The following is an 11,520-nucleotide window of genomic DNA, read 5'->3' as shown; positions in this document are numbered from 1 at the left end:
AAAAAGATATAAATGTATTTTTGTCGAACTCCTTTGGCTTTGGCGGTACCAACTCGTCGCTGATTGTCAGAAAATGGAGCAAATAGTTGTTTATGAAACAGAATGAAGAAATCATTGAGAAGATCAACCATTTCCTGTCTGAAGAATTTGAAGTAGATGAAGCCGGCATAACACCCGGGGGAAACGTAAAAGAAGTCCTTGAGTTAGACAGCCTTGATTATATTGACCTGGTAGTGGTAATAGAAAGCAACTTTTCTTTTAAAGTTAAACCCGAAGATTTTGCAGGCATCACTACTTTCAGCGATTTCTACAATTATGTAATTTCCCGCGTCAATTCTAAAGAACTGGCATAATGCCTTCATGGCGTGGGAAATCCAGCGGAAACAGGTTGGGGTACAGCATTTTTATAGCTGTGCTGAAGAAGTTTGGTATTAAGCCTGCCTATGTATTGCTGCGTTTGGTTAGCTTGTATTATTTTTTATTTGCATGGCGATCTTCCCGCTACATCCTGTACTATTTTCAAAAAAGAATGGGTTATTCTTTTTGGAGGTCCATCCCCGCATTGTATAAAAACTATTATTGTTTCGGACAAAGCCTCATTGATAAAATAGCCATTATGTCGGGCATGGCTAAGCGCTTTTCATTTCATTTTGACGGGGAGACGCACCTGCACGAGTTGGTGCATCTTCAAAAAGGAGGATTGCTGCTCAGTTCTCATATCGGCAACTGGGAGGCCGCGGGGCATTTGCTGGAACGTTTAAACACCCGTATCAATGTGGTAATGTTCGACGGGGAGCACCAAAAGATCAGGGACTACCTTAGTTCAGTTACCGGTGAACGCAATGCCAATATCATTGTCATAAAAAACGACCTCTCTCATATTTACGCCATAAACGATGCCTTAAAGAACAATGAGCTGGTTTGTATGCATGCCGACCGGTTTGTTGAGGGCAACAGAACGTTAACCGCTGATTTCCTGGGCAAAGCAGCCCGGTTTCCCGCAGGGCCTTTTGTATTGGCCGCACAATTTAAAGTGCCGGTTTGTTATGTATTTGCCATGAAAGAAGGCAGCACGCACTATCATTTTTATTCAACAGCGATAAAAACATATGATTACAGCGATAAGACCACAGTCATACGCCAGATGCTCAGCGATTTTACTGCTGAAATGGAAAGTAAAGTAAAGCAGTATCCTGCACAATGGTATAATTATTATGATTTTTGGGCGGGAAGTGAAGGGAGAAAGGGTTAGAATGGTAAAATCATTGTCTTTTTTATATTTTTGAGCTATGTATGACACAGCGCAGATATTAAAAATTCTGAAGGATAAGAAACAGGAACTGGAGAAAAAATATCTTATTTCAGAACTGGCTTTGTTCGGATCCTATGCCAGGGGCGATTATCATGCTAATAGCGATATTGATATATTGGTTGATTTCAATGGCTGTATAGATGGTTTTGATTTTATTCGGCTCGCTCACGAACTGGAAGATTCATTTAATTATAAAATTGACCTGGTATCCCGTAGCGCCATAAAGCCTGGGTATCTTCCATATGTTGAAAAAAATATAATACATGTCTGACCGGGACATATTCTTGTTGCTGGAAGATATGAAGTCAGAGACTTTCGTACAGCAGGTCGGCAATCTTAAAAGCGGGTTGCGGGAGATATGAAGAAATTTTAAATGAACACTTTATCCGGAGAGAAAAGATACAGTTGCCTGCCTGGGAGAGCAACAATATTTTCAGGACTGCAAAAGTGCTGTAATATCCTTTAACAAATCCCGGAGCCGGAACTGAATGGTATCCCAAATAATTTGGTGGTTTATGCCAAAATAATCATGGATAATCATATTCATGAATTATTTCTTCAGATATGACTATTTGGTAATCTCCGTTCAGAAATGCCTGCCAGATGGGCCTGAATCGGCTTCTTTTTCCTACTGCAACCAGCAGCACATTGGAATCTATAACAATTTTCATTCTGGCTTTTTACCTGAAACTCTAAAATGGGCCTTACTCAGGTTATCGTAATCTGCCTCCGAAATATTATTGCTTTTTTCCCAATTGTCAACGGTATCGTCTAATTGCTTTCCCAATAGCTGTACTACTAGTCGTCTGATCTGCAAAAAATACTCCTCCGGCAAAGGCTTCTTTAATAGCCGGATCATATCTAACTGCTGTTCATTCAATTGCGGATTATTTAATGCGGTATTCATAAAACTAATTTATGGTTCAACTGTTCTCCTTTTAAATTTCACGACTCATTTACTGCGAGTTTCAGGATATCAAAATTAATAAATTCTGCTGTACGAAAGTCTGCGACTTCGTACTTATATGTTCTTCCGGGACTGTGTCCCGCGTTATAAAACACAGCGGTACTGATCGCCGGAGGCGATATTATAATAGTACGGGGCGAGAGACGCCCCATACAGCTATGATTTGTAAGTATCTTGTAAGTCGGCTAAGCTATTAGAGTCTTGTTGCCGAGTTTACAGTAGTGCAAAAGCTTAATCAAGGCGTTCCCGAAATCGACTACGGTCGATTTCGGGCGGCTTTTTGCGTTACTTTTTTCCGCAAAAAAGTAACAGAAAAATTTGTCTGCTGCTCTGCTGTCCGAAGTCTCTGACTTCGGGCTCATATGTTCTTCCGGGACTGTGTCCCGCATTATAAAATACAGTGATACTGATCGCCGGAGGCGATATTATAATAGTATGGGGCGAGAGACACCCCATACAGCTATCATTGGAAAGAGAAACGAATATGCCTGTAATTAAAAGCCTATACAGCAATCAATATGGAATATAGCCCGATCAGGTTGTTTTTTTATAATTCCATATTGCCCAGCTATTCAATACTACTGCAAATAATATCATGTAAAAAAATTCTGTTCTGATATCAATGAAGCCGCTTCCTTTCAGTATGATCATCCGCACCACTTTAATGAAATGGGTAATAGGTGTAAGATGAGCGATCGCTCTTGCCCATGCCGGCATGCTTTCAACAGAAGTAAATAAGCCGCTCATGAGCATAAAGATCATCATAAAAAAGAAGGCGATGAACATGGCCTGCAACTGGTTATCGCTATAGGTGGAGATCAGCAATCCAAATCCTAAAAGCGCTACCAGATAAACAGAAGCGAACAAATACAGCACCCCAATGTTTCCTTCCGGGAAAATGCCGTACACCGCCCAGGTTACGGTTAGCCCCAAAGTAAAAACGATCATCCCTATTACCCAGAACGGGATCATTTTCCCCAAAATGAACTCCCATTTCTTAACCGGCGTTACATTGATCTGTTCAATGGTGCCCGCTTCTTTTTCTTTTACAATGTTCAATGCCGAAATAAAGCCGCCAATAAGGGTCAGGAGCAATACCAGTATGCCGGGAACAATATAATATTTGTATTCGCCCAGCGGGTTGTACCAGTTGGAAAAGGTAATATCAATAACCGGTGGTGCTGTTGTTTGTTTGGCGCTTCCGGTTATATTGAGCCGGAGGTTCTTATTGAAATCCGCAATGACCGAATTAAGATACCCTGCGCCCAAAGCTGCCTTAGTGCCGTTAATGCCATCTACGGAAAGTGCTATTTTTTGTATGCCTTCTCTTACCAGGTTCCGTTCAAAACCGGCAGGGATTTCCATTATCAGGTCGGCATCACCGTTTTCTATATCAGGCAAAGCCTTTTGATAAGAGGATTCAGCGTTCACATAACGGAAATACCCCGATGCACCCACCTTTGTTATGAGCTTTTGTGAAAGACTGCTATGGTCATTGTCCACAACAGTGATATTGATATTCTTTACGTCAAAATTCATAGCCAGCGGAATGATGATGAGTTGGAGGGTGGGCATAACAAACATCATGGCCAGAATACTCCTGTCCCGGAATATTTGCAGGAATTCTTTTTGAAGTATATATCGCAATACGCTCATGCCAGTCTTTTTTTAAAATTTTTGAGCGCTATGAATAAAAGAAGTACAGTCATGCCAACCAATACCAGTGTTTCTTTCCACACATATTCAAAACCGAGCCCCTTCAGCATTACAGCCTTCACGATCAAAAAATACCAGCGGGAGGGAATGATATTGGAGATGACCTGGAATATCCGGGGCATATTCTCGAGCGGGAACATGAAGCCGGTAAAGATCAGCGTTGGCATCATCAGCCCCATCATGGAAAGCAGCAGTGCGGTTTGCTGTGAATTGGTGGTGTTGGAAATGAGCAACCCGAAAGAAAGACAGGTAATAATAAAAAGTATGCTCTCTATGTACAACAACGAAAGACTTCCTTTTACAGGAACATCCAGCACGTAAACCGACAGCAGCAGTATCAGGGTAAAATTGGCGATAGACAATGCCAGGAACGGGATGGCTTTTGCAATCAATACCATCACGGGTTTGAAGGGCGATACCAGCAATATTTCCATAGTGCCCAGTTCTTTTTCACGCACTACAGCTACGGAAGTAAGTGCTGTGCAAACGATCATCAGCACAAGAGCAAGCACACCGGGAACGAAATTCAGCGAGCCGTTTGCATTTTCGTTATAAAGCAGCCTTGTTTCGGGAACTATAGAATAAGGGAAAGCGGCTGCAGGACTGATCTGGTGCTGGTAATCTGCAATAATAGCCGTTAAATAGCTGATGAGCGTTTTAGCAGTATTCGGATCAGACCCATCGGCCATGATCTGTACCTGCGCCCTGCCGGATTTCAGCAAGTCGCTTCCAAAATGAGGCGGGAAAATGATCGCGCATTTCAGTTCTCCTTTTTTAAAAACTTTTTCTATGTCGGTATAATTTACGGTTGCTTCTTCTGCCAGGAAATAGGAAGAAGCTTTTATTTTATGGATGATCTGTTGGGAGTTGGGGTCCTTTGCATTATCCGAAATGATGACCTTTGCATTTTTTACTTCACTGGTGAGCGCAAAGCCAAACAGCAGTATTTGCGCTACCGGTATGCCAAACATGATCAGCAGGGTTCGCCGGTCGCGGAATACGTGATAAAATTCTTTTCTTATGAAAACCAGTAATTGCTTCATGCGAAAATGTTCATTGTTTTAGTCTGCCGACCGCTTTGCGCCACGGGCCAACTGGTAAAAAACATCGTCTATACTGTTTACAGCGAATTGTTTTTTCAGGTTTTGGGGCGTGTCTAATGCTTCAATTTTTCCATCTACCATTACCGTTATGCGGTTGCAGTATTCCGCTTCGTCCATATAGTGTGTGGTTACAAAAATGGTGATGCCGGATGCTGCTGCTTCATAGATCATATCCCAGAACTGCCTGCGGGTAACGGGATCCACGCCGCCTGTGGGCTCATCCAGGAACACAATTTTGGGACGGTGAAAGATGGCTACTGAAAAAGCAAGCTTTTGTTTCCAGCCCAGGGGCAGGCCGCCCACTTTCTTTTTTGTTTCTGCCCGTAGTCCGAGCTTTTCAACCAGTTCATTGCTTCTTTGTTTTATTTCTTTGCCGGGAACGCCGTAAACGCCGCCGAAAAAACGTATGTTTTCCAAAACAGTAAGGTCTTCATACAATGAGAACTTCTGGCTCATATAGCCGATGTTGCTTTTTATAAGCTGCTGCTGCCTGTACACATTAAACCCGGCAACCGATGCTTCGCCCGAGCTCGGAAAAGAGAGTCCGCAGAGCATGCGCATGGCGGTGGTTTTACCTGCACCGTTGGCGCCTAAAAAGCCAAATATTTCGCCTTTGTTCACATCGAAGCTGATCTTGTCTACCGCAACAAAATCACCAAACTTTTTACTGAGATCCTTACAAATAATTACCTTTTCTTCCATGAAAAAAAATTAAGATTGTGGAAGTGGCGGTTCCTTTGTTTCATTCATTAGCCTTATAAAACTATCCTCAATGCCAGGCTTGATGTTCTTCACCTCAATATCGGCGTGACCCTGTTCTTCTGCATAGCACCTCAATTTGTCTGCACCGGTCTGGTTGTCATTTTTTAAGGTAATGTGCAGGTATTCGCCAAAAGGGTAGCTGCTTTCTACCTGCTCGTTTTTTCTCAGGTCACTCAATAGTTTATAAATATTATGCGCCTTCATGGCATATAGCTTTACCGGGTAATCCGCAATAATATTTTGTGGTGTATCTACCGACATGATCTTACCATTTTGCATCAGTGCTATTCTTTCGCATAAAACAGCTTCGTCCATATAAGGTGTAGAAACCAAAATGGTGATGCCCTGTCGTTTGAGCTTTTTAAGCATTTCCCAGAATTCCCTTCTCGACACCACATCCACTCCTGTAGTAGGTTCGTCAAGAAATAATACCTCGGGCTTATGAATTAAAGCACAGCACAAAGCCAGCTTTTGCTTCATGCCGCCCGAAAGCTTGCCTGCCCGGCGATCGTTAAAAGGTTTGATCTGCTCGTAAATATCTTTGATGAGCTCATAATTTTCCTCAATGCCGGTGCCGAACAGGGTAGCAAAAAAGCTCAGGTTCTCTTTCACTGTTAAATCCTGGTACAGCGAAAATTTGCCGGGCATATAGCCGATCCTGTTGCGGATAGTCTGGTAATCCTTTACTACATCAAAACCATCAACGGATGCCGTGCCTTTATCTGCCAGCAATACCGTTGTGAGGATCCGGAAAATGGATGTTTTGCCTGCACCATCGGGGCCTATTAAACCAAACAGTTCTCCCTTATCAATAGTAAGCGATACATCATCCACTGCAAGCACCTTGCCTTTGTCGTAGGTTTTAGTAATATGTTGAAGTGTTACAGATTTCATTTGTTTCATCCGGTTTTGCAGTACAAGGGAGTGACACAACGATGTTCAATAGCCATTAAAAAGCACTTCTCCATACATGCCGATCTTCAGGTAACCATCGTTTTTTACGCTTATTTTTATAGCATATACCAGATTGGCTCTTTCATCTTTTGTTTGTATGGTTTTGGGTGTAAATTCAGATTTGTCCGAGATCCATTGAATCGTTCCTGTATAAGTTTTATATTTTTTCTCATCCTGGTCAATCCGCACCTCCACCTGTTGTCCTGTTTTTATGAGCGGAAGTTGCCCGCCGGTTATATAGGCTCTTAAAAACAGGGTGTCGGTGTTGGCGATTTTATATAGCGGCTTTCCCAATACCGCCATTTCTCCTTTCAGCGCATACCTGGTAAGCACGGTGCCTGTAATGGGATTAACGATCTGTCCCTTGTTGATTTGCGCCTGCAATTGCTGCACGGCTTTCTCAAGCGGCGCCTTTTCGCTGAGGATGCTCCTGTTTTGCGTGGCGGTATTGGATTGATAAAGGTTGATCTGTTCCCGTGTTACTGCCATCTGCTTCCGGAGTTGATCAATTTGTGCATCAATATCATCCAGTTGCTTGCGCGGCGCAGCATCGGCTGTTACCAGGTTTTGCAACCTTTTCTTTTCACGGAACAGGTTATCCAGTTGTGTTTGCTGTGCCGCTAATTGCTTTTTAACAACATTTACCTGGTTATAGGCCGAGCTTGTTTTTTGTTGAAGTGAAGATATGGAGGCTTCCGTTTGTTCTTTCTGAAGTTGCTGAACAGTCATATCAATCTGCCCCACTACAGCGCCCTCCTTTAACTGATCTCCTTCGTGCACAGAAAAAGAAAGCAGTTGCCCGTTTTGTTGTGCCGATACCATTACTTCATCCGCTTCAAAATTGCCTGCCGCATCATAGTTTATTTCATTACCGTTGCAGGAAGCAAATACCATCCATACTGCTAATCCTGTTATGCTGCTGTATCTCATAAATAATGATTTTTGCACTCAGTTGCCTGAAGTGTTTTTAAAATTGTATTGGGCTTGTAATAATTGAATGTTGTGAACAATGCGGGCCTGTTTGGCGAGGTTTTCTTCATTTAGCTTGGCAATATATTCATGTACGGTTATCACACCATTGTCGAGCTGAGCCTTAGCAGATTGTACCACAGCGGTAAGAAGCTCTATAACAGCATTATCCTGCTCAAGCAGGTCGTTGTATTTTTTGATGTCTGCATTTTGCTGGTTAAGTGTGATGCGGGTATTGAAGAGAAAGGTTTCTTTGTCGATATCCAGGTCCTGGCGTTTGAGCGCTAACAGGTGCTTGTTGTTTTTCAGGGAATACAGGCTTCCCAGCGACCAGTTTAAACGGATCCCGGCAACCCACCACGGACCAAACTCATTTTTAATGATGTTCAGGGTGGGGCGTCCGTACGCTCCCTGTGCAAAAGCGCTGAGCCTGGGCGTATATGCCGACGCCAGCTGATGTTCCTGGATATCGAAGCCCTTTTTCTGCAGGTCAAAGTATTTTAGTTCCGGCCTGTTAATTCCGGGAGCAGCAGGCACCTGTTCGGGTAAGATCAATACAGTGCTCTCGTCAACAGGCTGCCCGATGAGCAATGCCAGCATATCCATAAAGGTTTTGCGGTTGGCCCTGAACGTTATGGCTGTCATATCTGAATTAATAATTGCCGCTTTCAGCTCATCCACATTGCTCCTGTAAGCTGTTCCGTTCGCGTATGCGGCATTGGCCTTGTCCAGTGCGCCCTGCAGGTCGGTTTTCCTGATTTCATTCTGCTTTAATTGTTCGTTCATCAGCAGCACGGAAAAATAGATCTGTGTAACCCGGTCTTTCAGCGTGTTCAGGTTCACTTCAAGACTTTGTTGCAGCATTTGTTCATTGGCCCGGATCAATGCTTTTTGATGTTTGGTAACACCGCCATCATATATAGCCTGGCTCAGCTCTGCCTGGATTTTATACTGGTCTTTATCAATGGTGGGAAATGTAACGCCGGGTATGGGAGGCAGGGCATCCGAAAAGCTGATGGTTTGCGACTGATAGGTAGCCTGGCCGTTTACGGTAAACTGCGGAAGATAAAATTTTGAAGCATTTTCAAGTGAATACCGGCTGCTTTTGGCAATTAAGTCCTGCTTTTTAATGAGCGGGTAATTTTGCTTTGCCATGCGGTAACAACTGTCTATGCCAAGTTGCCGCGTTTGACCATGTATTGGCGCATATAACAACAGCAGGAGCAGGATACATATGAGCATATTCGGTTTGCGTATCATGACTTCGGTCTTTTGTTTTAAATAACAGGTAAAACGCTTTTTGTTTTCAGCATTGCTTTCATCCAAACAGGTATCAGTTTTTTTCTTTCCAGCATCATGTCGGTAAATGCTTTTTCCTTAAGGTTCGCTATGCGTAACAATGCGGGTTTCATCAAAAAAGGAAACAGGCACAGTCCGAGCAGACTGATCAAAAAATGGAAAGGATGTATATCCGGCCGCTTTTGGGCTATTTGCTGCAGGAATACAGACTGGTTGAGGAAATCGATCTTTTCTATGAGCTTTATAAAATGTTCGGGATTGTTTCTCACCTCGCTTAATACAAATAGCGGCAGCTCGGGATTTTCAATGATCAGGTCAATGTATTTTGAGGCAATGGTTTCCACTTTGGTTTCAAGTGAGGTTGATGCATCGTTTAAAACGGGGGCGAGCACGCCAAAATATTTCTGTATTTTTTCTGACATTACTATTTCAAACAGCTTTTGTTTGCTTCTGAAATAGTAGTTCAGCAACGCCAGGTTAATGCCGGCCGCCTCTGCAATATCCCTCGTGCGGGTGGCGGCATATCCCTTTTGCGTAAAAACCTTCCGGGCTGCTTCTTTTATTTTTTCTTCCGTAGAGAGGTCGCTGTTCGCCTTTGTTTTTCGGGGCATTTTGACAATTGTTGCACAAACCTAAAATTATTTTTTTGATTTAAACAAATATTTTAATCAAATGATTAATAATTGACCGGATAAATCCGAACAGGCGTTTTGCAGGTTGGGGGAGAACTATAAAACAGCAGTGATCCTGTTTTTTGACAATATGCCATAAATCCATACTTTGCAGCGCAGTATGACATAAAATTTTAGCATACATTGTTATAATGAAAGATATCCTGGCCTTTATTCCCCAGCGCCGTCCTTTTGTAATGATTGATGAATTGTTGTTTGCCGGTGATAATAGCGCTGTAACAAAGTTTAAGGTAACAGCCGACAATCTGTTTACGGCAGGCGGACAGCTTACCGAACCGGCCCTGGTAGAAAATATAGCTCAAACCGCTGCTGCCAGAATGGGCTATATTTGCAACCAAAAAAAGGAACCTGTTCCGGTGGGTTTTATAGGGGCGGTGCAGAACCTGCGTATTATGGCTTTACCGGGGCTAAACGATGAACTGGAAACAGAGATCGTGATAAAGAACCAGGTATTTGACGTTACCGTGATCGCGGGAAAGGTTAGTTGCAGGGGGGCAGTGCTGGCGCAATGCGAAATGAAAATCTTTATTCAGTCAACCAATAAATCTGCAATGATATGAAACAGTTACCTGCATTCAAATGGCTGTTCGCCGCGGTATTCCTGCTTACAGGAGCGCAACCCCTTTCTGCCCAGACATTAAAAGAATTTTTTAACTCTTCCGAGGTTCCGCTTACTTACCTGGGAGTCGATTTCACCCATGCCAAAGTGCTGAACGATATTGCAGCCAATGCCATGGATATAAGAGACCGGCAGTTCGCTGCCATTAACCAGGTGATTGTAAATGAGCCTAAAAAATACGATTTTCAGAAAGCGCTTTCAACGTCAAATGTAACAAATGATATCAGCTTTGTTAATGCAAAGAATGCCAAAATAGACGCTGAAAAGATCATTGAATCCGGTAGTGCCGATGAAGTGAGGTTTACCAAAGCAACGATCGAATCCATTGTTAAAGGATATAAGTTTACAGGTAAAAAAGGCATCGGGCTGATGTTTATCATGGAAAGCATGAACAAAGCCTCGGCCCAGGCTTCAATGTATGTAACTTTTATTGATCTTTCCTCCGGCAAGGTATTGCTCACCGAAAGGATGACAGCCAAAGCTGCCGGGTTCGGCTTCAGGAATTACTGGGCAAAAACGGTGTACGAAGTGCTGAATGATATAAGAAAATCAAAATATAAAGAGTGGAAGGCCAGTGCAGGCTGAGTTTCGAAGCGGATTGGATCATTGTTTGGAAAAAATAAATAATGCAGAAAACTTTATCCGGGAAAATTGAGATCAATGTGCGGTTTAATGAGGCTGATCCGTTGGGCATAGTATGGCACGGACATTATATACGGTACTTTGAAGATGGCAGGGAGGCCTTTGGCAATGAATATGGTATCGGATACCTCGACTTTTACAGGCAGGGCGTTATTATACCTGTGGTGAGCATCCAGTGCGACTTTAAACGATCATTAAAATATGGCGAAAAGGTTATAGTAGAAACGATATATAAGCCCTGTGAAGCTGCCAAGTTGAAATTTGAATACCGGTTGTTCAATTCAGCCACCAATCAGCTGGTAGCTACGGGAACTTCGGTTCAGGTTTTCCTGAGCAGGGAAACATCAGCGCTGCAGTTAACCAATCCTCCTTTTTTTGAAGAATGGAAAAAGAAACATGTGCCGATCTGATCTTTAACAAGCCAATGAAACACGATGTACATTTTTTCACACGCGGAAATATATACAGTCATTTTACCGTGATGC

The 11,520-nt window shown here is 42.9% G+C and carries 16 protein-coding genes; 6 read left to right on the top strand and 10 right to left on the bottom strand.

All coding sequences use genetic code 11. The features are described 5' to 3' along the window. Window positions 1–92 precede the first annotated feature (92 nt). From PLH26_RS04505 to PLH26_RS04495, 3 genes are read left to right on the top strand one after another with little or no spacing between them, the layout of a single operon-like run. Window positions 93–353 (top strand): phosphopantetheine-binding protein, encoded by a 261-nt coding sequence (locus tag PLH26_RS04505; RefSeq protein ID WP_324584798.1) that lies wholly within the window; start codon window positions 93–95, stop codon window positions 351–353. Further along, window positions 353–1,252 carry a lysophospholipid acyltransferase family protein gene (locus tag PLH26_RS04500; RefSeq protein ID WP_324584797.1) on the top strand — a complete coding sequence of 300 codons (900 nt, stop codon included), beginning with the start codon at window positions 353–355 and terminating at the stop codon, window positions 1,250–1,252. Before PLH26_RS04505 ends, PLH26_RS04500 begins: the two co-directional genes overlap by 1 nt. Window positions 1,253–1,289: 37 nt before the next feature. After that, window positions 1,290–1,583: a nucleotidyltransferase family protein gene (locus PLH26_RS04495; protein ID WP_324584796.1), complete on the top strand. Its 294-nt coding sequence runs from the start codon at window positions 1,290–1,292 to the stop codon at window positions 1,581–1,583. Window positions 1,584–1,745: 162 nt separating this feature from the next. Here the strand turns inward: PLH26_RS04495 and PLH26_RS21715 are convergent, their stop codons facing one another. From PLH26_RS21715 to PLH26_RS04450, 10 genes are all read right to left on the bottom strand, one after another. Beyond that, on the bottom strand, window positions 1,746–1,853 hold the full coding sequence (locus PLH26_RS21715) for a HepT-like ribonuclease domain-containing protein (protein WP_502876364.1): 108 nt from the start codon (window positions 1,851–1,853) through the stop codon (window positions 1,746–1,748). After that, window positions 1,840–1,983, bottom strand: a complete 144-nt coding sequence (locus tag PLH26_RS04490) for a PIN domain-containing protein (protein WP_324584795.1) — start codon at window positions 1,981–1,983, stop codon at window positions 1,840–1,842. Before PLH26_RS04490 ends, PLH26_RS21715 begins: the two co-directional genes overlap by 14 nt. Continuing rightward, a complete protein-coding gene (locus tag PLH26_RS04485; protein WP_324584794.1) occupies window positions 1,980–2,219 on the bottom strand; it encodes a DUF8507 family protein in 240 nt (79 codons plus the stop codon). The genes PLH26_RS04490 and PLH26_RS04485 overlap by 4 nt, the downstream gene beginning before the upstream one ends. A 594-nt stretch (window positions 2,220–2,813) precedes the next feature. After that, window positions 2,814–3,935, bottom strand: coding sequence for an ABC transporter permease (locus PLH26_RS04480; RefSeq protein ID WP_324584793.1), 1,122 nt, complete (start codon window positions 3,933–3,935; stop codon window positions 2,814–2,816). Beyond that, the gene (locus PLH26_RS04475; protein WP_324584792.1) at window positions 3,932–5,038 is read right to left on the bottom strand and encodes an ABC transporter permease; all 1,107 of its coding nucleotides are present in this window, start codon (window positions 5,036–5,038) and stop codon (window positions 3,932–3,934) included. Before PLH26_RS04475 ends, PLH26_RS04480 begins: the two co-directional genes overlap by 4 nt. An 18-nt stretch (window positions 5,039–5,056) precedes the next feature. Beyond that, window positions 5,057–5,800 carry an ABC transporter ATP-binding protein gene (locus PLH26_RS04470; RefSeq protein WP_324584791.1) on the bottom strand — a complete coding sequence of 248 codons (744 nt, stop codon included), beginning with the start codon at window positions 5,798–5,800 and terminating at the stop codon, window positions 5,057–5,059. A gap of 9 nt (window positions 5,801–5,809) precedes the next feature. Next, window positions 5,810–6,754 (bottom strand): ABC transporter ATP-binding protein, encoded by a 945-nt coding sequence (locus PLH26_RS04465; protein WP_324584790.1) that lies wholly within the window; start codon window positions 6,752–6,754, stop codon window positions 5,810–5,812. Window positions 6,755–6,799: 45 nt separating this feature from the next. Beyond that, the gene (locus PLH26_RS04460; protein WP_324584789.1) at window positions 6,800–7,744 is read right to left on the bottom strand and encodes an HlyD family secretion protein; all 945 of its coding nucleotides are present in this window, start codon (window positions 7,742–7,744) and stop codon (window positions 6,800–6,802) included. Between the two features lie 18 nt (window positions 7,745–7,762). Further along, window positions 7,763–9,043: a TolC family protein gene (locus PLH26_RS04455; RefSeq protein ID WP_324584788.1), complete on the bottom strand. Its 1,281-nt coding sequence runs from the start codon at window positions 9,041–9,043 to the stop codon at window positions 7,763–7,765. Window positions 9,044–9,060: 17 nt separating this feature from the next. Then, entirely contained in the window at window positions 9,061–9,693 is a 633-nt protein-coding gene (locus PLH26_RS04450; protein WP_324584787.1) for a TetR/AcrR family transcriptional regulator, read from the bottom strand. A 212-nt stretch (window positions 9,694–9,905) separates the two neighbouring features. Here PLH26_RS04450 and PLH26_RS04445 point away from each other — a divergent pair, with 212 nt between their 5' ends. The 3 genes from PLH26_RS04445 to PLH26_RS04435 are packed head-to-tail and all read left to right on the top strand — an operon-like array spanning window position 9,906 to window position 11,445. Further along, complete coding sequence (locus PLH26_RS04445) at window positions 9,906–10,334, top strand: hotdog family protein (protein WP_324584786.1); 429 nt, start codon at window positions 9,906–9,908, stop codon at window positions 10,332–10,334. Next, window positions 10,331–10,978, top strand: coding sequence for a hypothetical protein (locus tag PLH26_RS04440; protein ID WP_324584785.1), 648 nt, complete (start codon window positions 10,331–10,333; stop codon window positions 10,976–10,978). Before PLH26_RS04445 ends, PLH26_RS04440 begins: the two co-directional genes overlap by 4 nt. A 41-nt stretch (window positions 10,979–11,019) precedes the next feature. Beyond that, on the top strand, window positions 11,020–11,445 hold the full coding sequence (locus PLH26_RS04435; RefSeq protein ID WP_324584784.1) for an acyl-CoA thioesterase: 426 nt from the start codon (window positions 11,020–11,022) through the stop codon (window positions 11,443–11,445). Window positions 11,446–11,520: the final 75 nt, after the last annotated feature.

The organism is Agriterribacter sp., from assembly GCF_035444585.1.
Taxonomy (GTDB): domain Bacteria; phylum Bacteroidota; class Bacteroidia; order Chitinophagales; family Chitinophagaceae; genus Agriterribacter.
The sequence above is the reverse complement of the archived record's forward strand: the minus strand, read 5'-3'. Positions and strand labels throughout refer to the sequence as shown.

Excerpts from the sequence above, each read along its gene's own strand:
- PLH26_RS04505 (WP_324584798.1), top strand. The coding sequence starts at position 93 with ATGAAACAGAATGAAGAAATCATTGAGAAGATCAACCATTTCCTGTCT.
- PLH26_RS04500 (WP_324584797.1), top strand. The coding sequence starts at position 353 with ATGCCTTCATGGCGTGGGAAATCCAGCGGAAACAGGTTGGGGTACAGC.
- PLH26_RS04495 (WP_324584796.1), top strand. The coding sequence starts at position 1,290 with ATGTATGACACAGCGCAGATATTAAAAATTCTGAAGGATAAGAAACAG.
- PLH26_RS21715 (WP_502876364.1), bottom strand. The coding sequence starts at position 1,853 with ATGATTATCCATGATTATTTTGGCATAAACCACCAAATTATTTGGGAT.
- PLH26_RS04490 (WP_324584795.1), bottom strand. The coding sequence starts at position 1,983 with ATGAAAATTGTTATAGATTCCAATGTGCTGCTGGTTGCAGTAGGAAAA.
- PLH26_RS04485 (WP_324584794.1), bottom strand. The coding sequence starts at position 2,219 with ATGAATACCGCATTAAATAATCCGCAATTGAATGAACAGCAGTTAGAT.
- PLH26_RS04480 (WP_324584793.1), bottom strand. The coding sequence starts at position 3,935 with ATGAGCGTATTGCGATATATACTTCAAAAAGAATTCCTGCAAATATTC.
- PLH26_RS04475 (WP_324584792.1), bottom strand. The coding sequence starts at position 5,038 with ATGAAGCAATTACTGGTTTTCATAAGAAAAGAATTTTATCACGTATTC.
- PLH26_RS04470 (WP_324584791.1), bottom strand. The coding sequence starts at position 5,800 with ATGGAAGAAAAGGTAATTATTTGTAAGGATCTCAGTAAAAAGTTTGGT.
- PLH26_RS04465 (WP_324584790.1), bottom strand. The coding sequence starts at position 6,754 with ATGAAATCTGTAACACTTCAACATATTACTAAAACCTACGACAAAGGC.
- PLH26_RS04460 (WP_324584789.1), bottom strand. The coding sequence starts at position 7,744 with ATGAGATACAGCAGCATAACAGGATTAGCAGTATGGATGGTATTTGCT.
- PLH26_RS04455 (WP_324584788.1), bottom strand. The coding sequence starts at position 9,043 with ATGATACGCAAACCGAATATGCTCATATGTATCCTGCTCCTGCTGTTG.
- PLH26_RS04450 (WP_324584787.1), bottom strand. The coding sequence starts at position 9,693 with ATGCCCCGAAAAACAAAGGCGAACAGCGACCTCTCTACGGAAGAAAAA.
- PLH26_RS04445 (WP_324584786.1), top strand. The coding sequence starts at position 9,906 with ATGAAAGATATCCTGGCCTTTATTCCCCAGCGCCGTCCTTTTGTAATG.
- PLH26_RS04440 (WP_324584785.1), top strand. The coding sequence starts at position 10,331 with ATGAAACAGTTACCTGCATTCAAATGGCTGTTCGCCGCGGTATTCCTG.
- PLH26_RS04435 (WP_324584784.1), top strand. The coding sequence starts at position 11,020 with ATGCAGAAAACTTTATCCGGGAAAATTGAGATCAATGTGCGGTTTAAT.